The organism is Fictibacillus sp. EA-CB0309 (genome assembly GCF_055814265.1).
The window spans coordinates 1,004,602-1,025,256 of record NZ_CP169271.1 but is presented as its reverse complement, the minus strand read 5'-3'; the positions used below and the strand labels follow the sequence as shown (position 1 = coordinate 1,025,256).

Annotated in this window: 20 protein-coding genes and 5 pseudogenes; 5 read left to right on the top strand and 20 right to left on the bottom strand. The window is 40.6% G+C overall.

Going from position 1 to position 20,655, the window contains the following annotated elements:
- Window positions 1-12: 12 nt before the first annotated feature.
- The 12 genes and pseudogenes from lgt to ACEWFH_RS05585 form a co-directional block, all read right to left on the bottom strand.
- Window positions 13-828 carry a prolipoprotein diacylglyceryl transferase gene (lgt, locus tag ACEWFH_RS05640; protein ID WP_473726460.1) on the bottom strand — a complete coding sequence of 272 codons (816 nt, stop codon included), beginning with the start codon at window positions 826-828 and terminating at the stop codon, window positions 13-15.
- Window positions 829-850: 22 nt separating this feature from the next.
- A complete protein-coding gene (gene hprK, locus ACEWFH_RS05635) occupies window positions 851-1,786 on the bottom strand; it encodes an HPr(Ser) kinase/phosphatase (RefSeq protein WP_473726459.1) in 936 nt (311 codons plus the stop codon).
- A gap of 74 nt (window positions 1,787-1,860) precedes the next feature.
- Window positions 1,861-2,366, bottom strand: a pseudogene (locus ACEWFH_RS05630) (GNAT family N-acetyltransferase).
- Window positions 2,367-2,431: 65 nt separating this feature from the next.
- Window positions 2,432-2,935: a DUF1062 domain-containing protein gene (locus ACEWFH_RS05625; RefSeq protein WP_473727226.1), complete on the bottom strand. Its 504-nt coding sequence runs from the start codon at window positions 2,933-2,935 to the stop codon at window positions 2,432-2,434.
- A gap of 355 nt (window positions 2,936-3,290) precedes the next feature.
- The gene (locus ACEWFH_RS05620) at window positions 3,291-3,725 is read right to left on the bottom strand and encodes a hypothetical protein (protein WP_473727225.1); all 435 of its coding nucleotides are present in this window, start codon (window positions 3,723-3,725) and stop codon (window positions 3,291-3,293) included.
- Between the two features lie 117 nt (window positions 3,726-3,842).
- Window positions 3,843-5,192, bottom strand: a pseudogene (locus tag ACEWFH_RS05615) (immune inhibitor A domain-containing protein); the annotation flags it as partial.
- A 230-nt stretch (window positions 5,193-5,422) separates the two neighbouring features.
- Window positions 5,423-5,701: a hypothetical protein gene (locus ACEWFH_RS05610; RefSeq protein ID WP_473726458.1), complete on the bottom strand. Its 279-nt coding sequence runs from the start codon at window positions 5,699-5,701 to the stop codon at window positions 5,423-5,425.
- A gap of 274 nt (window positions 5,702-5,975) precedes the next feature.
- Window positions 5,976-6,347, bottom strand: a complete 372-nt coding sequence (locus tag ACEWFH_RS05605; protein ID WP_473726457.1) for a phage holin family protein — start codon at window positions 6,345-6,347, stop codon at window positions 5,976-5,978.
- Window positions 6,348-6,536, bottom strand: coding sequence for a PspC domain-containing protein (locus ACEWFH_RS05600; protein ID WP_473726456.1), 189 nt, complete (start codon window positions 6,534-6,536; stop codon window positions 6,348-6,350). It lies immediately after the preceding gene.
- A 14-nt stretch (window positions 6,537-6,550) separates the two neighbouring features.
- Window positions 6,551-6,901, bottom strand: coding sequence for a DUF4097 family beta strand repeat-containing protein (locus tag ACEWFH_RS05595; protein WP_473726455.1), 351 nt, complete (start codon window positions 6,899-6,901; stop codon window positions 6,551-6,553).
- Window positions 6,902-6,942: 41 nt separating this feature from the next.
- A complete protein-coding gene (locus tag ACEWFH_RS05590) occupies window positions 6,943-7,629 on the bottom strand; it encodes an SHOCT-like domain-containing protein (RefSeq protein ID WP_473726454.1) in 687 nt (228 codons plus the stop codon).
- Between the two features lie 89 nt (window positions 7,630-7,718).
- Window positions 7,719-8,021 (bottom strand): hypothetical protein, encoded by a 303-nt coding sequence (locus ACEWFH_RS05585; protein WP_473726453.1) that lies wholly within the window; start codon window positions 8,019-8,021, stop codon window positions 7,719-7,721.
- A gap of 181 nt (window positions 8,022-8,202) precedes the next feature.
- Here ACEWFH_RS05585 and ACEWFH_RS05580 point away from each other — a divergent pair, with 181 nt between their 5' ends.
- The gene (locus ACEWFH_RS05580; RefSeq protein ID WP_473726452.1) at window positions 8,203-8,403 is read left to right on the top strand and encodes a hypothetical protein; all 201 of its coding nucleotides are present in this window, start codon (window positions 8,203-8,205) and stop codon (window positions 8,401-8,403) included.
- 137 nt (window positions 8,404-8,540) lie between these two features.
- Window positions 8,541-8,711, top strand: coding sequence for a hypothetical protein (locus ACEWFH_RS05575; RefSeq protein ID WP_473726451.1), 171 nt, complete (start codon window positions 8,541-8,543; stop codon window positions 8,709-8,711).
- A gap of 350 nt (window positions 8,712-9,061) precedes the next feature.
- Here the strand turns inward: ACEWFH_RS05575 and uvrA are convergent.
- Window positions 9,062-11,931, bottom strand: a pseudogene (gene uvrA / locus ACEWFH_RS05570) (excinuclease ABC subunit UvrA).
- Window positions 11,932-11,937: 6 nt separating this feature from the next.
- Window positions 11,938-13,912, bottom strand: a pseudogene (gene uvrB, locus ACEWFH_RS05565) (excinuclease ABC subunit UvrB).
- Between the two features lie 253 nt (window positions 13,913-14,165).
- On the opposite strand from uvrB, the gene ACEWFH_RS05560 reads away from it, so the two are divergent.
- On the top strand, window positions 14,166-15,038 hold the full coding sequence (locus tag ACEWFH_RS05560; protein ID WP_473726450.1) for a sulfite exporter TauE/SafE family protein: 873 nt from the start codon (window positions 14,166-14,168) through the stop codon (window positions 15,036-15,038).
- Window positions 15,039-15,052: 14 nt separating this feature from the next.
- On the opposite strand, the gene ACEWFH_RS05555 is transcribed toward ACEWFH_RS05560, so the two are convergent.
- Entirely contained in the window at window positions 15,053-15,283 is a 231-nt protein-coding gene (locus ACEWFH_RS05555) for a DUF2198 family protein (protein ID WP_289494479.1), read from the bottom strand.
- Between the two features lie 249 nt (window positions 15,284-15,532).
- Between ACEWFH_RS05555 and ACEWFH_RS05550 the strand changes: the two genes are divergently transcribed.
- Both ACEWFH_RS05550 and ACEWFH_RS05545 read left to right on the top strand, forming a co-directional pair.
- Entirely contained in the window at window positions 15,533-15,718 is a 186-nt protein-coding gene (locus ACEWFH_RS05550; protein WP_066245589.1) for a hypothetical protein, read from the top strand.
- 20 nt (window positions 15,719-15,738) lie between these two features.
- Window positions 15,739-16,551: a serine/threonine protein kinase gene (locus ACEWFH_RS05545; RefSeq protein WP_473726449.1), complete on the top strand. Its 813-nt coding sequence runs from the start codon at window positions 15,739-15,741 to the stop codon at window positions 16,549-16,551.
- Window positions 16,552-16,584: 33 nt separating this feature from the next.
- Here ACEWFH_RS05545 and ACEWFH_RS05540 read toward each other — a convergent pair whose 3' ends face one another.
- The 5 genes and pseudogenes from ACEWFH_RS05540 to ACEWFH_RS05520 form a co-directional block, all read right to left on the bottom strand.
- Window positions 16,585-17,424, bottom strand: a complete 840-nt coding sequence (locus ACEWFH_RS05540; RefSeq protein ID WP_473727224.1) for a DUF2254 family protein — start codon at window positions 17,422-17,424, stop codon at window positions 16,585-16,587.
- Between the two features lie 121 nt (window positions 17,425-17,545).
- The gene (locus ACEWFH_RS05535; RefSeq protein WP_473726448.1) at window positions 17,546-17,962 is read right to left on the bottom strand and encodes a DUF2254 family protein; all 417 of its coding nucleotides are present in this window, start codon (window positions 17,960-17,962) and stop codon (window positions 17,546-17,548) included.
- A 313-nt stretch (window positions 17,963-18,275) separates the two neighbouring features.
- Window positions 18,276-18,611, bottom strand: a complete 336-nt coding sequence (locus tag ACEWFH_RS05530; RefSeq protein ID WP_473726447.1) for a GNAT family N-acetyltransferase — start codon at window positions 18,609-18,611, stop codon at window positions 18,276-18,278.
- A gap of 22 nt (window positions 18,612-18,633) precedes the next feature.
- Window positions 18,634-18,957, bottom strand: coding sequence for an MGMT family protein (locus ACEWFH_RS05525; protein WP_473726446.1), 324 nt, complete (start codon window positions 18,955-18,957; stop codon window positions 18,634-18,636).
- A gap of 78 nt (window positions 18,958-19,035) precedes the next feature.
- A pseudogene (locus ACEWFH_RS05520) lies at window positions 19,036-20,654 on the bottom strand (ABC-F family ATP-binding cassette domain-containing protein).
- Window position 20,655 lies beyond the last annotated feature (1 nt).

Here is a 20,655-nt window from a genome sequence, read left to right as displayed (position 1 = left end):
TCATTCGCCTCCTTAACTTTCTAAGTAGCGTTTCTCAGCTAACCCTGCTTTTCTTCTGTAAACCCAAAGGATGACTGCCGCAGCAATCCAAATTAAACTCACCACTTGAGCGATGCGAAGTGAAGTTCCCCATACGATTAGACTGTCCGTTCGGAGTCCTTCAACAAAGAAACGGCCGATCGAATACCAGATGATATACGTTAAGAATAGCTCTCCTCGATGAAGGTTTACTCTTCGTAAGTAAAGAAGAACGATCACACCGAGAAAACTCCAAAGCGATTCATAAAGAAACGTTGGATGATAATAAGCACCGTCAATGTACATCTGATTGATGATAAAGTCTGGAAGCATGAGTGACTCTAAAAAGCTTCTCGTAACCTCTCCGCCATGAGCTTCCTGATTCATAAAGTTGCCCCAGCGCCCGATCGCCTGACCAAGCAAGATGCTAGGTGCTGCAATATCTACGAGTTTCCAAAAAGAGATGCCTCTTTTTTTAGAGAAAATGAGTGCTGTTAAAAATGAACCGATAAGCGCACCGTGGATCGCAATTCCGCCTTCCCAAACAGCTAGAATCTTACTAGGGTTTTCTTTATAAAAGTCCCATTCAAACGCCACATAATAAAGTCTCGCACATAGAATGGCAACAGGTACGGCAATCATAACGACATCAACAAAGGTATCCTTAGCCAGCCCACGTCGTTCAGATTCTCTTACAGCGAGCCACAGACCAAGCATAGCGCCAAAACCAATAATAAGTCCGTACCAATAAATCGTGATCGGCCCTAACTCGAGCGCAACACGACTTAAAGGCTGAATCGTTTGTTCCACATTCTCCACTTCCTTCTATTTTCTATATATCGTCGTCATCTCCAGCTTCAATCACATCCGTCAAACGATCCGAGAATTGCTGTGCAGCATTCATTCCCATTCTTTTTAAACGGAAGTTCATCGCAGCTACTTCAATAATGACGGCTAAGTTTCGTCCAGGACGAACAGGAATCGTCAGAATCGGAATCTCTGTATCAATGATCTTTGTTGTCTCTTCTTCCAATCCTAGTCGGTCATACACCTTTTTAGAATCCCAAGCTTCAAGATTCATAACGATTGCGATTTTTTTGTAGTTGCGGATGGCTCCTGCACCAAACAGTGTCATTACGTTGATGATGCCAAGACCGCGGATCTCGAGCAGATGCTGAATCAATTCAGGCGCGCTGCCGATTAGCGTATCTTCATCTTCCTGTCTGATTTCTACGGAATCGTCTGCGACCAATCGGTGCCCTCGTTTTACGAGTTCAAGAGCGGTTTCACTTTTCCCAACTCCTGAGTTCCCAGTAATCAAAACACCGATTCCGTAAATATCAACGAGTACGCCATGCTTGGCAGTCGTTGGCGCCAGACGGCTCTCTAAATAGTTGGTGATGCGGCTAGAAAGGCGCGTTGTCGTTACAGGTGAACGCATAATCGGCACACCGCTTTTGTGAGAAGCTTTAAGTAGCTCTTTAGGAACTTCAATATCGCGCGAAACGATAATTCCAGGTGTCTCATCCGTACAAAGTGCCGTTAAACGCTCCATACGCGTTTCAGGATCAAGCTCCGAAATAAAGGAAAGCTCTGTTTTACCTAATAATTGAAGACGCTCTCCAGGATAAAAAGTAAAATACCCTGCCATCTCAAGACCTGGCCGTGAGATATCGCTCGTTCGAATGGTGCGGTGAATACCTTCTTCACCACTAACGAGCTCCAGTTGAAATTTTTTGATTAATTCATGAATATGTACCTTCGCCATAGGGTCCTCCTCGACATTTTCCAATGATTCTATTGTATCACTTCACCCATGGTTTAACCAAAGAGTACATGTTGTTATTTCTTACTTTTTGACCAGACGTATACATCTACTGGTATTGTATTAAACGTCGTTTCTTTATGAAGCGTCAAACCTAGTTTGGAAGCGACTAAGATGGATTTTTTGTTGTTTCTCTGAATTAGACAGATGAGTCTTGTGATTTCAAGTTCGTTGATTGCGTAATTTTTGAAAAATGTTGCTGCTTCGGTTGCGTAGCCGTGACCCCAATGTTTCTTTGCGAGCCAATACCCAATTTCAAATTCTTTTTCCCATCGATTGTTTGTTGAACCACTCCAGCGTGCCCTATAGGCTGCTCGGTTTCTTTATGAAGAATAAGATACAGGCCTCTTCCTTCTCGATAGCCTGGCAGAAGCCATTCTTGGAAACTTTTTTGAGCTTCCTCTTGTGAACGGGTTACGCCTTTGCCGATATATTGGACGACGTCGGGGTCAGCCCATAATGAGGCGAAAAACGGAAAATCATCATATGTGTAGCACCTGAATTGAAGACGTTCTGTTTCCATTTTGATTTGCCCCTTTTTAAAAACAAGGACCGTTTGAAAAGTACAAACGGCCTTGGATTTGTTGTTTATTTCTTTATAATTATTGAAATTCTATCATGAATTGCTAGCTTTTGACTTGGCTTTGTTAAACGATTGTTTAAAAGAATAGTGCCGCTTTTAATTCTTTGCGCGATTTCTGTACGGCTCCATCCTTCGATATGGTCGGCAAGCGTACGGTCTAAACGGAAGCTTCCATCTGCCCCTGTAATGTTAATTTCATAGGATTCGTTCTCTGATACAGAAAGAGATATCTTCTCACCTTTCTCAATTGACTTAAACTCTGAAGGAACAAGTGTCGAAGGATCCACGTGATTGGTAAACGATTTATAAATATCGAGCTTTTTGTTCCACGAGTGATTCTTCGGACACTTATAAATCGCAAATTGATAAATGTTTTTACCGTTCGCATTATGTCTCCTTATTGTCGTATCTGTAAAAATCGTGACCTTTCCACACATCTTGCATTGTTTTTTCACTGTGTCGGCTTCTTGTTTTTTAAGAAGTAATAAAGAGTATTGTTTAGTTTGCATCATAAATTCACCTCGTAATAGTAGCGAGGGAATACAACTTCTATTTGAAAGTCTTGCAGAACGAAAAAAAGCCCCCTATAACAAGGAGGACTTGGAACGCATCGTTAAAAAACGAAACGGGCTGCAGTTCGCTGTATTTCCTCTGTAATGGGATGTAGACAGACTTCTCCCGTGGTCAAAAACACCTTGTTTTTTAACGGCTGAGAAGCGATCCAATTGTTTTCCATTACAGATTAAATGTTGGCATACAGGTCACTGAAGTTCCTTTCTTTCAAACAGACTCATTTTATTTTACCACATTTTAACTAAAGTGGATATAAAAATCCCTCCCGCTTTTGGCGAGAGGGATGAATGGTTATTTGTAGATAACTACAGCTCCAACAGACTTGTCTTTTGCTTGTCCGTTAACGCGGATTTTAAGACCGTAGTTTTCTGTCTTACGTCCAGCGTCAGGCATATATTTGTTCAAATAAGATTTGCTGTCGTCAAATAGTGATACGCCTGGTTGGCTAGGAAGAGATAGTGATTGCACACCTGGATAGTTAATATTCAAACCAGAAGTCTTATCTAATCCAAATGCTGCATCCGCAACATGGAAACGAGTACTTGCTTGTACCCCAGTGCTCCACGTTAAATCCGTATCCACATGCGCATCAACTACACCGACGAAACCTTCACCTGGGTGAATACCTGTCCAGTTGTCTGTGTAAGATGGATCAACATACCAAACGACTAATCCACCATCGTAGCTCATAAGTGAAGCTCCACGCTTAATGTTTTTCAGACCCATGTCTACACCTTTATGGTTTCTCCACTCTAGTAGATAGTAATGGTCACCATACTTGTAACCGTCTGATTTTGTAAACCCATCTAAAGTGAACTTGCTCGGGCTTGTTCCTTCTGCACCATCTTCAAGAAGAGTCGTTCCATCAGCTACAACTTTAATGTTGTCTGCATAGAATCCAGCATTGCTAGTACCCCAGTCTGTTGCATAACGTAAGCGCAGTTTAATCTTTTGTCCTTTATACTCAGACAGATCAAATGATTGTGGTTGCCATCCATTTGAGTTTCCAGTAAATCCAGGCATAGATGTTAGGATAGTAGGATATCCTTCAGGCACTACATCTGAACGAGTATTACCGTTTCCAATCGATTTCCAAGTAGAACCGTTATCGGTAGAAACTTGAACAAAAGCAAAATCCCATTGTTCTTCAATTTCATACCATGCATCAAATGATAGCGTTGCTGTATTTTTCCCTGTTAAGTCAACATCAGCTACCATTTTTGTATCCATCTCGTCTGCTTGTCCACCCCAATATTCATAAGATCCTGAAGCAGGAGCGTTTATAAATGTTTTCTTTTGCGGCAGATTTACTTTAATCGCCTGCTCATTTTTTCCATTCGGTGAGTTAGCCTGATCAAGTAAAAACTGTGTACCTTTTGAGGACACATCTTCCCAATTAACTGCTGTAGGCGTTGTCCAATTACCGCCTAATGTAGATTGTAAGTAAGATTTAGCTAGTGGAGAAAATCCAGTCGGTTCTGTACCTGGAATCTTCCCTGCCCAAGAACCACTAGCCATAATTGACCAATAAGCAACCGCTTCACCTGTTCCTGAGTAAACTGTGTCATACTCATCTGGATATCCAAGGTCATGTCCATATTCGTGAGCGAAAACCCCAGTAGCTCCATCTTCTGGCATCATCGTGTAGTCATAGAAACCAGGAATACCTTTACCAAGACCATCAGGGTCAACAAACTTTGCAGAGCGGTGAGACCAAATTGCGTTATCTCCTAGAGAACCGCCACCTGCTTCTTGTCCCATACCAGCGTGGATAATCATCAAGTGATCGACTAAGCCATCCGGCTCTCGTACATTACCATCACCATCTAAATCATGCGGATCTTCTAAATCATAGTCTTGTAGTGGTACTCCAGCTGCTTTAGCAGCAGCGTAAGTGTCTACTACTAATTGTTTGGATCCTCCAGGTGTTACGTTATCATGACCGCCTGAAGCTTTATCAGCTCCGTAATATTCAGCTGTTCCAGGCACCTTTAACCAACCAAACGCTTCACCTTGAACAGAGTAAGTACCGCCTGATTGCTGTTCATAAAATTGTTTCATGGAAACTAGCGTTTCACCGTCTGGCCCTTTAACACCATTGTCGCCGAAAATCATATCTTCATAATGTGATAGAGGATAATCTGGATAATAGTTGTCTGTTTCACCAGGTTTGATATTGTTATGTGCAAAATCAGAATACTCTACAGCAAGTACGAGAACCTTGTCTTTTCGTACATCACCAGTGTGAGCTGTCTCTTCTACCGGCGCTGGATTACCTTTAAGGTGACCGTTTTTATTTCCATCGCCCTTTAATAGACCGTTATTAAACTCTTTAAATTTCTGTTCTTTTTCAGCAGCAGAAGCTTTTGCCTTAGCAGCAAGCGGATCATGGCCTTTAGCTTCTTCACTCTTTCCCTTTACCTCTAAGTAGTTGTGAAGTGCTGCTTCTTTTGTTTCGCAGAAGCATCCTTTGAAATCACCCCGCGCTTAATAAGTGATTCTAGCAATTTATCTTCATTCACAATTGCTAAATCCAAACTAGAATGCGAATGAGAATGACTGTGTTTCCCCTTCAACACCTCATTTAAAGCGGTTTGTGCTTTTGCATCAACAGAACCAGCAAACAAAGATGATGTCGCTAGTCCTAATGATAGACTTGTAGCAAGCACCGTTTTACCCCAAACTTTTTTCCCTTTCCCCATTACGTCCCCTCCTGATTGACTAATATGAATATTCAGATATTTAACGCTACTAAAATGTACCATATCACCTAATATTTGAAATTGGACCATATTACTACAAAAGCTGACATATTGATGGGCATTTCTGCTTATTTTTAAGTTAAAAACAATTCTTTCTGCTCCAAACGCTTGTTCAGATACGGTTTATGCATGAATCATTTGCAACAGTCGGATATACATAATCAGTATAATTCCACAAAAAAAACACCTCTTATTCAGAGATGCCCTTTACTCTTTATTTTCTTTTCCTTCTTTTCTTCAAAGGCTCTAACACAAAATTGGTCAGGAACATGTTTAGCAGAGATATGATGATGGCAGCGATCAAAGCCATACCGAAGCCATCAATATTAAACGAGTCACCCATTAATTCCGCTGTTAAGGACAACAATGCGGCATTGATGACGACTAGAAACAATCCTAATGAAATGATGGTTACAGGCAAGGTTAACAGAACTAGGATCGGTTTTAAAAATACGTTGAACAGTGATAATAAAACGCTTGCTAAAAGTGCAGCACTGATATTTTCAATGTGAAAGCCATCAAAGTAACCGGCTACCACCATTAACGCAATCGTATTAATTAATAGAGATGCCAGCCAGCTCTTCATTTATACGTTATCCTCAGGCATGACCGCCATTGCGATAAAATAGGTTAAGCCTACTGGTATAACCGCTGTAAATAAAGCAATTGCTACTGTTCCAAGTCGGACAACCGTCGGATCTAGCCCCATATATTCCGCGATTCCACCACATACTCCTGATATTTTAGCGTCGTTCGATCGTTTAAGTTTTTTCATGATGTAAGTCACCCCTATTTCGCTTTTAACACTACGACAGAGCCTGTTTTCGCTTCTGCTTCCAACTTAAATGGAGGCCAGCTTTTGCCTTTATTCGCAATAAAAGAAAGAAACTTGCGTGTTACTTCTTTCTTCTCTTCGCGCACTTCTACAGAGTCAAAATCACAGACAAATCCGCCCACGATGGTTTTTAGCACGGCATCAAGCTCTAACGTTTCTGGGAATTCAGTTTCTATTTTTCCCGTCACTGTCTTAAAAGATGCATACCCCTCTACAGCAGCGGCAAACCGGCAATAAATCGATCCATTTATGGTTTCCGAGCGAACTTGTGATGCATCAACTGTTAGTCGGACGGGACCATTCATTGTTTCTGCTTCAACATCTTTAAATTGACAATCGTTTAAAGTCAGCGAACCGTTAGCCGCAGTCGCTTTGACGTTCTCCCCGTACAATGGTTAATCGCAATGGCTCCTACTGTAGTTTTTATATTTAGTGTTTTCGCATGGGAATCACTTATTTTAACCGGCCCATTAAACGTTGTAATTTTAATCTCATCATATGATTCTCTCGGGATTGAGATAACTGCGTTCACCTTTTGATGTTTGTTTCTTGAATAAAAACGCATCTTAGTAGCGTCACAATCATAGAAGGTTTCATTTCTAAATTTCGTTTTCGCTGAAGACCCTTCAGGCACTTTGTACACATGTGCATCGCATTCTACTTGCACATCTTTACGATCCCAAGGCACAATCGTGACTGAGCCATTGTATACTTCGATGTCCATTGCCTGAAACATGACATGACTGTCTTGAAACACGTAATGAACAGGTTCGGATGGCCCAAAGTTCAAATCAAAGTCGACCGTTTTGATTCGTTTCACTACTCGGTCAAAAAACTTTGCTACTTTATAGCCAGACGTCGGCATTTTTACAGCAGTAGCTCCGTTAACAGCTTTCTTTTTGAGACTGAGTGAGCCGATCGGACTCAGCTGCATCTTTTTCTTATCATTGAGGGCATACAAAAGTTTCTCGGCTTCTTCAGCAGAGATCTTTCCTTCGTTCAGCATGTTTAAAATCATTTTGCGTTCTTCCATATTTTGACGCCTCCCTTTGGATTCCGTCACCGGCGTCGGCTGATTCTAAGATGTCTGAGACTTTCCGGTATTACTTGTACAATATTTTTTTATGAGACAATTACCTTTATTCCTTTAACAATATTCCAGATCATCACAATTAATGTCAGCGTACCGAAAATGAGTGCACTAATAATGATAGCTATTAGATGATATTGTGTTTCAAAAATAATAATAATGCCGAGCGGAACTGCAATAATTGGCAGCAGATGTGATAAGAATGATCTCTTAGCATGTTCCATCACCTCAGAGTCATCTGCAATAAAATAAACAGCAATCGGAAATAGAAAAGGAGCAAAAAATAAACTGAAATAACAAAGTGCTGAAATTGCTTTCTTTGAGCCTTCCTTCATGAAACAAGACCTCCTGCTTTAATAAAAACGATAACTGAACGGGTGATGCAAGCAAAAGGCATGTGCCTTTTTTACTTCGACCTCATAAAACAAACTTCCTTTATCTCTATAGCCATTCGACATAACTTCTAAAATTCCGTATCATAATGACATAAACAAACACCCAAAGGGAGCATAATCATTGAAACAGATAAAAACCTTAAAGATCCTTTTTATAGTATTGTCCACTCTCATGGTCACTAGCATTATATTCGGCGTAATAACGGAAGATGCTATGGAGCTAAAAACAACAGATCGAATTCTCGCAGGCCTGTTCGGCTCGTTCATTGTGATTGTAATCAATTATGTAATCTATAAACTTCTTTCTAAGATATGGAAATAAAGACACCCATTTATTTTAAACGAAAATTGTCGTTTTGAGGAGGATTTGTTTAAAGTTCCATGTAAAAAGGAATGGATAAACAAATACGAACAGGAGTGATGTCTAATGGCTGAGACAAAAAAGAAGCAAGAAAAAAGATGGACAATCCTGAACAATACAAAACAGATAAAGAAAGTTTGTTTGATAAATTTGAAAGTGAACAAAATGTCGATCCTATTCCGATGGAAGACTTAAAACAAGAAAAACGTGAAGAAAAGGATAAGAAGGGTACGAAGAATTCTTCATCCTCAGAGGAAAAATATAAATAGAAGTGTTGAGCGCTTCCCCGCTAGAGGGAGGTGCTTTTTTTATAAGTTGTTTTCTCAAGCTTTGTTGCTCGTGGAAGTGGTTGATTTCGCGGCAAGGGGCTCAACGGTCGCCCCGCGGAAAGGAAGTAACCTTGTTCCTGCGTCTACAAGTTATGCTACCGCAGTGAGATCCCTCGTCACATGCCTTACGAGAAGCTTTTCAGGTGGTAAGAACGTACCTTACACTACAATCAACTTAGCAAAGAAGAGAAATGAACAAAACTACATAAAAGCAACGAACCTTTAGAAAAGAGCCTTATAAAAAAAGAGATCAAACCACGGAAAATTTGGGTCTGATCTCTTTTCATTCGTTATTTTATTGTTTCTTTTTCTTTTACCTTTTTAGTCATTCGTTTCTTATCACGTTTTAAAATAGGCGCTAGATAACGGCCTGTGTGAGAAGCTTCGATTTCTGCAAGTTCTTCTGGCGTACCTGCTCCAACGATTGTACCTCCCTTGTCCCCGCCTTCAGGTCCAAGGTCTACCAAGTGATCACACTGCTTGATCACGTCGAGGTTATGCTCGATAACAAGAACTGAATCACCGTTATCAACAAGTCGCTGCAGAACAACAAGTAAACGAGAGATATCATCGACGTGCAGTCCTGTTGTAGGTTCGTCTAAGATGTAAATCGTTTTACCCGTGGATCGCTTATGAAGCTGTGAAGCGAGTTTCACACGCTGTGCTTCCCCACCTGAAAGGGTTGTAGCGGATTGTCCAAGTTTAATATATCCAAGACCTACGTCCAAAATCGTCTGGAGCTTTCGCTTGATTTTAGGGATGTTGGCGAAAAACTCTACTGAATCCTCTACCGTCATATCTAAAATGTCTGCAATGTTTTTCCCTTTATATTTCACTTCTAACGTTTCACGGTTATAACGTTTTCCGTGGCACACTTCACATGGCACATACACATCCGGTAAGAAGTGCATCTCGATCTTGATAATACCGTCACCACGGCATGCTTCACAACGTCCGCCTTTGACGTTGAAAGAGAAACGTCCTTTTTTATATCCTCGCACTTTTGCTTCGTTCGTCGATGCAAATACATCACGAATATCATCAAATACACCCGTGTATGTTGCTGGGTTTGATCGCGGAGTACGTCCGATTGGTGACTGATCGATATCAATAACTTTATCGATGTGCTCAAGACCTTTAATCGATTTGTGCGCACCTGGCTTATCTTTTGCACGGTGAAGCTTTTGTGCAAGAGCTTTATGAAGAATCTCATTTACGAGCGTACTTTTTCCTGATCCAGAGACACCCGTAACTCCTGTAAACAAACCTAAAGGAATCTTGGCTGAGACGTTTTTCAAGTTGTTTTCAGTTGCGCCTTTTACCTCAATATATCGGCCATCAGGTTTACGGCGTTTTTTCGGAAGAGGTATGAACTTCTTACCAGACAAATATTGTCCAGTTAGTGATTCTGGATCCTCCATAATCTCCTGTGGTGTACCTTGGGATGTGATCACACCACCATGTGCGCCTGCACCTGGACCAATATCTATAATATAATCAGCCGCAAGCATCGTATCTTCATCGTGTTCAACGACAATTAAAGTATTACCGAGTGAACGCATCTCTTCAAGCGTACGAATGAGGCGATCATTATCACGCTGGTGAAGACCGATTGAAGGCTCATCCAGAATATAGAGAACACCCATCAAACGAGACCCAACTTGTGTCGCCAAGCGTATACGCTGTGCTTCACCGCCTGATAATGTACCAGCTGCTCGGCTGAGTGTGAGGTAGTCTAATCCCACATTGATCAGGAATCCAGATCGATCAACGATTTCACGTAAAATCAATTTTGCAATCGCACGTTCCTTATTTGTAAGTTCAAGGTTGTCAAAGAATTCTTTTGCTTCCGTAATAGAAAGAGCAGTCGTTTCTCCGATATGTCTTCCATTGATTAAAACAGACAGTGCTTCTTTTTCAGACGATGTCCCTTACAAGTCGGGCAAGGCTTTTGTGCCATATACCCTTCCATCTGTTCTCGAATATAATCAGAGCTTGTCTCGCGATAACGGCGCTGAATGTTTCCTAGCACACCTTCGAATTGAATCTCGTTTTTCCGTACTTGGCCAAAATCGTTTTTATAGGTGAAAGAAAGGTACTCTTTGCTGCCGTTCAAAATTTTATCCATCTGATCTTTTGGTAGATTTTCAACCGGTACATCCATATCAATACCAAAGTGGTTACAGATGCTTTCTAACAGCTGCGGATAATATTGAGAACTGATCGGTTCCCAAGGCGCTATTGCGTTATCACGTAAAGAACGGCTCCAGTCAGGAACAACAAGCTCCTGATCCACTTCCAGCTTTACACCTAGTCCATCGCATGATGAACAAGCCCCGAACGGACTATTGAATGAAAACAGACGGGGTTCGAGTTCGCCAATAGAAAATCCGCAATGTGGACAAGCGTGATTTTGAGAGAATAAAAGTTCTTCTTCTTCCATTACATCAACGACAACACTTCCACCGCCTAGATTAAGAGCAGCTTCTAAAGAGTCCGCTAAACGAGTAGCGATACCCTCTTTTACGACGATACGGTCAATCACGATTTCAATCGTATGCTTTTTATTTTTTCTAGCTTAATTTCTTCTGATATCTCGCGCATTTCCCCATCAATGCGAACACGAACATAGCCTTGTTTCTTAATATCCTCTAGTGCCTTAACATGCTCACCTTTTCGACCGGATACAACAGGAGCTAGAATCTGCAGCTTTGTACGCTCAGGGTATTCTAAGATTCTGTCTACCATCTGTTCAATCGTTTGAGAGGTGATCTCTACGTTATGAACAGGACATACCGGTCTGCCGATACGTGCAAATAGAAGACGAAGATAGTCATAGATTTCCGTAACCGTACCAACCGTTGAGCGAGGGTTACGACTTGTAGTTTTCTGATCAATTGAAATAGCAGGTGAAAGACCTTCAATGGAATCAACATCTGGCTTATCCATCTGTCCTAGAAACTGACGGGCATAAGCAGATAGAGACTCAACATAACGGCGCTGACCTTCTGCATAAATGGTATCGAAAGCAAGTGAAGACTTACCTCGAACCTGATAAGCCGGTTAAGACAACCAGCTTATCACGCGGGATGGTAATATCTATATTTTTTAAATTATGGGCTCTTGCACCCTTAACGATAATGTTTTGATTGGTTGCCAACTACAATCATCCTTCCGCTTTTAACTCAAGTATGAGGTCACGAAGCTCTGCTGCACGTTCGAACTGCAAGTTCTTTGCAGCATCCTTCATTTCTTTTTCCATACGCTCGATAAAGGCTTCGCGATCCTTTTTGCTCATTTTTTGCTTAGGAGCTTTTGAGCTTGTATACGTTTCTGTTTCTTCCGCAGCTTGTGTGGCACGAATAACATCACGCACTTCTTTTTTAATGGTCGTAGGCGTAATGCCGTGCTTTTCATTATGTTCCATCTGTTTCTGACGTCTGCGCTGCGTCTCATCGATCGCGATCTGCATGGATTTTGTAATCTTATCGCCATACATAATAACGTGACCGTTGGAGTTACGTGCCGCACGTCCGATCGTCTGAATGAGAGAACGTTCAGAACGTAGAAATCCTTCTTTATCTGCGTCTAATATAGCAACGAGTGATACTTCCGGGATATCAAGCCCTTCTCGAAGCAAGTTGATCCCGACGAGAACATCAAATACACCGAGACGAAGATCACGAATGATCTGAATCCGTTCGAGCGTCTTGATTTCGGAATGCAGATAACGAACCTTTATACCCAGTTCAACGAAGTAATCGGTAAGATCCTCAGACATTTTCTTCGTTAATGTCGTAACAAGAACTCTTTCGTTTTTCTCGATTCTCTCGTTGATCTCACCAAGCAAGTCATCAATCTGTCCTTTGATTGGACGGACTTCAAGTGTAGGGTCAAGTAACCCTGTAGGACGAATAATCTGCTCAACAGGCTCTGGAGCGTGTTCGAGTTCATAAGGGCCCGGTGTTGCAGAAACATAAATATGCTGAAACTTTGTGTATCGCTCGAATTCCTCAAACGTTAATGGACGGTTGTCTTTTGCTGAAGGCAAACGGAATCCGTGATCAACCAGTACTCCTTTTCTCGCTTGGTCTCCATTAAACATTCCACGAATCTGCGGAAGTGTAACATGCGACTCATCGATAACGATCAGTGAATCATCTGGAAAATAGTCAAGCAAGGTATAAGGTGTTGATCCTAATGGTCTGAGCGTCAGGTGAACGGAGTAGTTCTCAATCCCTGAACAAAATCCCATTTCAGCCATCATTTCAAGGTCGTATCGCGTACGCTGTTCCAGTCTTTGTGCTTCTAATAGCTTGCCAGCCTCGTTTAATTCTTTGAGGCGATCTTCAAGTTCAGCTTCAATGCGTTTGATCGCTACTTTCATTTTCTCTTCACGGGTAACGAAGTGGGATGCAGGGAAAATGGCAACGTGATTACGTTCACCTAGAATTTCACCTGTTAGCGCGTCTACTTCTGTAATTCGATCAATCTCATCACCAAAAACTCCACACGCAAACAATGTTCGTCACGTGAGGCTGGAAATATTTCAACCACATCACCTCTAACACGGAATGTACCACGCGTAAAGTTAATGTCGTTACGGTTGTATTGAACGTCGACAAGTTCACGAAGAAGCTGATCGCGATCTTTCTCCATTCCTTCTCTTAAAGAGATCACCATGTCTTTATATTCTTCAGGAGAACCTAGACCATAAATACACGACACACTGGCCACAATAATAACGTCTTTTCTTTCAAATAACGATGAAGTGGCAGAGTGACGAAGTTTATCAATCTCATCATTAATGCTCGCGTCTTTTTCAATGTACGTATCTGAATGAGCAATGTACGCTTCTGGCTGATAATAGTCGTAATACGATACAAAGTATTCAACTGCGTTGTTCGGGAAAAATTCTTTTAACTCACTATAAAGCTGTCCGGCTAGTGTTTTGTTATGAGCAATAACAAGAGTCGGTTTGTTAACTTCTTGAATAACGTTGGAAACCGTAAACGTCTTCCCTGTTCCGGTCGCACCAAGCAGGGTCATACTCTTTTCCCTGCATTAATATTGTTCACAAGGTGCTTGATCGCTGCGGGCTGATCCCCTTGTGGCTGATAGTTAGATTTGATTTCGAACATTTGACTTTGACTCACAAAACCGAACCTCCGTTCCTAAAATCTGGTTACTCAAATTATAGCATAGCCCCTATCCAAAAACCTAATAATTACGAACAAATATTCGCAGAAGTTTCTGGAAAGAAAGCAAAGTGGTATACTTAAAGATAGGCGCTTGTGGGAAATAAATTGTTTGGGGTCTGACTCCATTTCCCGCAAGCAATACCAAGGGTTGCGGGGAAATTGTAGTAGGTGTGTCCCCAAAAGGAGTTTAAAAATGGACTTTTTCTATATTCTGCTAGGTTTATGCATCGGTATCTTTTCAGGCATTTTCGGTATTGGCGGAGGATTTATTCTAACCCCAGTTTTAATATTGTTCGGCATTCCGCCACTCTCAGCGATTGGCACCAGTCTCATGTATTCAATAGGGACAAGCGTTTCTGGAGTTGCGGCGCATTTAAGATATAAGAACATTATATGGAAAACGGCCGCTGTTTTAGGATTAGTAGGAATTGTAGCTACTCAAATCGCTCATCCGCTCGTGGTTTGGCTAGAAAAGATGGGTTATGACGATACAGTCATCCCTGTATTTTATATTGTGCTTCTTGCCTACTTTGCCCTTTCCCTGCTTTATAAGCAAACAAAACGCAAGAATACGGTGAAGACATCAACTGAAATCCGCTTTTCTTGGGTGAAAGCAATTTTTATTGGATTTACGGGTGGGTTCATTTCTACGACATTAGGTGTTGGCGGAGGATTTGTGATGGTACCGATGCTCATCTCTTTAATGAATTTCCCTTCAAGAAAAGCTGTAGGAACGAGCTTAGTCAGTGTATTTTTAATTGTCACGGCTGGATTTTTAACGTATGCCTCATCCGTTCAACTTGACTATAAACTAGGCATCTTATTAATTCTAGGAGCTCTAGTAGGGACTCAACTTGGAGCTAAGCTTACGACCATCTATTCAAGCGAACAGATACAAAAGTATTTAGGTGCTTTATACATCACAATCTTAAGTTCAGTTGTTCTTAAACTTGTACACTTTGACAAAGCTGGACTTGGAGTAATTACTCTTTATGTGTTAACGATGCTTGTTCTTTTCTTAAAAGAAACGATTTCCCATACAAAAAGAAAGACGTCCACCTCGTGAAGGTGACGTCTTTTTTATCTTACTTTTCTTTTTTGTTTATTATAAATTTTGAGTCCTAGGAAAAATCCGATGATCGTAAAAATGACAGCAACGATTTGGAGAGGTAATGGCTGATTCAACCCATCAAAACCAAAAATCAAAATAATAATCGTTATCCCTAACGGCAAGTATTTTGTAAACAACACCCTATTAAAAAGCAGCTGTAGAAACACAGGCAACAAAGCTGCAAAAACATACTCCAACATGAAACGTAAAACCCCTCTCCTCGAACATCCCAAAAACCTAGCTTTTGTAAACGTTCATATATACCCCTATAAATTTAACAAAATTCTCTAGACAAAAACAAGGAAATTGTTGAGGGAAATAAATTGTTTGGGGTCAGACCCCATTTCCCAACTCTGATGAAACTTTTTGTTTAAAAGTACGTACAGTAGGATATTGCATAAAAAGTGCGAATATCCTAAACAAGATAGATCAAAGGAGATGATTATATAATGTTAATGAAACTATTAAAATCGTTATTGGGACATAAAAGCTACAAAAAATACAGCAGCTCTGGCTACAAGTACAAGAAAAAGTATAAGAAGTACAGCAGCAGTGATTTTGGAAAGAAACATTATGGCGGATACGGACACAAGCATTATAAGAAGAAAAAGAGAAGCAGCTTCTTTAGCAGCTGATCTTCACCAATAATAACTACATGATTACTGAATGGTGGAAAGATCTTCAACGTTTGGTCTACGACCGGCCACTTAAGGCCGAACTCCTGATTCATGGCCGGTACAAAATTAAAGAAGTGCTTGGGATGGGGAGTTATGGAATAACTTATATAGCAAATGATATTCAAACAGAGGAATCAATCGTACTAAAACAACTTCGGACAACTAAAGCAAAAACAGAAAGCGGTCTCCGGTCTTTTCAAAGAGAGTCTGAAATTCTAAAAGCATTGCAGCAGCATCAACAAGTTCCGAAACTGCTAGAGAAATTTCAGAATGAACAAGGCTACTTTATCGCGATGGAATGGATCAAAGGGGACACGTTCGAAGACTTGATTTTCCGAGATCAGCAAACATATAGTGAAAGGGACACGATACAAATATTGGTGGAGCTATTAACGATTGTAGAGAACTTTCACCAAAAAGGAATTATTCATCGCGATCTACGAATCCCAAACATCATACAGCGAGATGGAAAACTTCACATTATTGATTTTGGACTAGCATGTTATTTATCTGAGAACGAAATTCAAAGCCCAGATGATCATCCGGAGAAACTCCGGATGCGGGAAGTGTCCGTTAAAAGTGATCTATTTGCTCTCGGCCATTTTGCACTGTTTCTTCTCTATTCTTCCTATGAACCTCAATCTAATAAAGAAAAAAGCTGGGAAGAAGAATTACGTATTTCACAGTCATTGAAAGCTGTTCTTCGCAAAATGCTGCAGCTGGACGAACCTTTCCACTCTGTTGAGAAAGCCAGAACCGCCATAACACGCATAAATAGCCAAAAGCCCTGAAACTTTTTCCAGGGCTTTTTTCATATGGACTAACTAAGATCGATTTCGTTTTTCTTTTTCCATGAACGCTTCAAACTCTTTTTCATGTTTTGTCGTTATCGCCAGATTATGCAGCGCACGGTGAAACTGCTGATCATCTAATGTAAATAAGAAAAGATTTTCAAATCCGCTGGCTGTAAACACTCCGAATTCCCAAACCGCATTGTAATCACGCTTATTAAGAGATTTCGCCATTAAATCCAGTACTTTCAGAATTTCCGTACACACAATAACATTATCTTTTGCATAGTGCCTAATGTATCCAAAGGCATGATATAAATAATGATTAAAATCTCTTTCTTGTAAAACCACACGCAGATTGTTGTTTTTATCCACTAAATACTTTGAAAATATGGATCCGCGGGAAATGGATGCAAGTACTTCTCCAAGTTGATAGATAGCGTTTGTCGCGGTTTTTGGATCAAAATTTCCTAGAGACCTTATCGCGACTTCTACCAGTTTGTTAATACTGAATTCTATGTCTTGAACTTCTGTCTGCCTTCTTCCAATACTTATAAGCGACAGATATTTCTGTTCATCTATTTCATTTTCACCATTTTTCCAATACGTCATGAATGGTGTTGTAGCATACACATAACTTCCAATCGTATACTCCAGCCGGATGACAATATCATCTTTTTCTGCTTCTTTCATAATAGAAACAAAATCGACAAGTTGAATGAAGCCTGACTTTCCTGACGTTATCGTATTGCCCTTTTTCTCACATATTTCACTGTTAACCGTGGTTAGATCGTTTACTTTATAAGGATCCACTTCATCCTCTAACGTATTTTTCACAATGGATAACGCTTCTTTTTTCATATCGTATGTCATCTGGTTCACTTGCAGCCAGGCGACTGCATGATTAATAAAAAGATAAACGTCCCCATTGATACGGCAGCTATTAATCCCGCCAGCACAGGAACAGCAAAATAATATTCTGCCATTCTTTTATTCAAAAAATAAAACTTAGTAGCATATAAACAAAACTGGATGTAAATATCCCTAAAACTCGCTGTGTAGATTTACTAGCAATAAAGTTTTTCAGCATCCTCGGCGAAAACTGCATCGAAAATGTCGTAAAAACAACCAGGATTAAGTTAAACGTAAAAGTGGTTAATGTTAAGATAGCAGCGGTAAGTGTACCAACCAGCGCTAGCGTTAGATCATAATCGACCGCAAAAAACGGCCGCATCTGATTGCCTAAATCATACTTAAGGTCAGAAGTTAAAGTAGCCGTTACTAATAAAGAAGAAAAAAGGACGTAAAGTACAGGAGTAAACCACATGTTCGATTGAACAGTATGAGATAATTCCCTCTCTGACATTCTCGTATATCTTTTTAAATAAATATCAAGTAGATTCATCCTCATATGTACATCCCCCATGAATAACAACTGTTAGTTAGAAACCATGAACAGTTCAATAAAAGTTCCTATCCTATTGTGCCCTAATTATAAAAAGTAAAACTTCCACCAAGGTTTTGTCACAAAAAGAAAGAGCGATTTCCTAAAGAAGTCGCTCCAAAAATGTTTATTTTTAATTGCAGAACTCTTGGATGAATCTCCCTCTTCCGTTCTTTCCACAAACTGACCTTTGGTGTAGCCATTAATCACTTTTCTCCAAAAGATTTGAGCAGGTGTATTTTTCTCGATCTGACTTACTTCCCAGTTTCCTTTATGCCTGTCAAACTTGATGTGCTGTCCATTCACCTAAACCTGATCGGCGGAACTTTTTCATGATAAAGAATTCTGCGATTGACCAATATTTCTGGTCTTCCTCCACAACTTCTCTGACGAGAACAAAGCCCGAATATTTGCCTTCTGTTTCAATAAGATAAGGATATCTCCCGTCTTCTTCCCAATAATGATCGAGATACGGATAACCGCCAAATAAGCCTGAATTCCCCACATTCATGTCTATGAACTCAGTGAAATCATAAAAGTAAAACTGCATTAAGCTACTCAGTATTTCCTTATCTTTAATTTCTGCTCTTCTTAATTTTGAGCCCTGTACGCTCATTCCCATGACCCCCATACATTCTCTAAACCGTCCATTCATCATCCGGTTGATATCTATACAATTCCATATCAATTCTATTATCACCTTTAAACACAACGCCCTCTTGTTCTAACAACGTTTTTTGCGTCATAAAAAATTCTTCATCCTCCATAGAAATCTCACCTTTTATGTTTACCACTCGATGCCATGGAAGGTTGTATTTTTTGCTCATCGAATGAAGAATGCGAACCACTTGTCTGGCACTGCGCGGATTTCCAGCCACACGGGCGATTTGACCATAGGACATTACTTTGCCGCGGGGTATCCTTTTAATAATCATAATCACATTTTCAGTAAAACGCTCCACACATTTCTCCCCCTCTCAAAAATCACACAAAAAAAGAGTGCTAAATCTACGAACAGACTTAACACTCCTTGCATTGTTTTATTGATACATAAGTTGACGTTGTTTTTTCAGATCTTCGTTAGCCAAGTACTCATCGTAAGACATTTGCTTATCGATGATTCCTTTAGGTGTGATCTCGATGATACGGTTGGCGATCGTTTCAACGAACTGATGGTCATGTGATGTGAACATCAATGATCCTTTGTAGCTGATTAAACCGTTGTTTAATGCTGTGATCGATTCTAGATCCAAGTGGTTCGTCGGGTCGTCTAAAATCAACACGTTCGATCCGCTAAGCATCATCTTAGAAAGCATACAGCGTACTTTCTCTCCCCAGATAATACGGACGGTTTCTTCATTACTTCTTCACCTGAGAAGAGCATACGGCCAAGGAATCCGCGAAGGAAGCTTTCCGTTTGGTCTTCAGGAGAGTATTGACGCAGCCAATCAACAAGAGTTGGCTCACTGCCTTCGAAATACTTAGAGTTGTCACGTGGGAAGAACGCTTGAGATGTTGTTACACCCCATTTGTAAGTTCCGCTGTCCGCTTCCATCTCGCCCATAAGGATTTTAAATAAAGTGGAGATCGCGATCTCTTCTTTACCAACGAAAGCAATCTTGTCGTCTTTATTCATGATAAAGCTTACGTTATCAAGCACTTTCACGCCGTCAATCGTTTTTGTTATACCATCAACACGAAGAAGGTCGTTACCGATCTCACGGTTTATGCCAAAGTTCACATATGGATATTTACGAGAAGAAGGTCGGATATCATCTAATGAGATTTTATCTAAAAGCTTCTTACGTGATGTTGCTTGTTTAGATTTTGAAGCATTCGCACTAAAACGTGCAACGAACGCTTGTAATTCTTTAATCTTCTCTTCTTTTTTCTTGTTTTGGTCTTGTGCCATACGAAGGGCTAATTGAGAAGACTCATACCAGAAATCGTAGTTACCAACGTAGATTTGGATTTTACCAAAATCAAGGTCAGCCATGTGTGTACACACCTTGTTTAAGAAGTGACGGTCATGGGATACCACGATTACAGTGTTCTCAAAGTTTATCAAGAAATCTTCTAACCATTGAATCGCTTGAAGGTCCAAGTGGTTCGTAGGCTCATCCAGCAATAGAACATCTGGTTTGCCGAAAAGAGCTTGAGCAAGTAATACTTTCACTTTTTCAGATCCCGTAATGTCAGCAAGTTTCTTCGTGTGAAGATCTTCTTTAATGCCAAGACCTTTTAAAAGGATTGCCGCTTCTGACTCCGCTTCCCAACCGTTTAGTTCAGCGAATTCGCCTTCTAGTTCAGCAGCGCGCATGCCATCTGCATCAGAAAAGTCAGCTTTCATATAAATAGCATCCTTTTCTTGCATCACTTCATAAAGGCGAGCGTGGCCCATGATAACTGTTTGAAGCACTTCTTGATCTTCGTATTCAAAGTGGTTCTGTTTCAAAACAGCTAGACGTTCGCCTGGCGTCATGTGCACGTCACCTGTTTGCGCCTCAATCTCACCAGATAGAATTTTTAAAAATGTAGACTTACCCGCACCGTTCGCACCGATTAAACCATAGCAGTTTCCTGGTGTGAACTTTATATTAACGTCTTCAAAAAGCTTGCGGTCGCCATAGCGAAGACCAACGTTAGTTACCGTAATCATA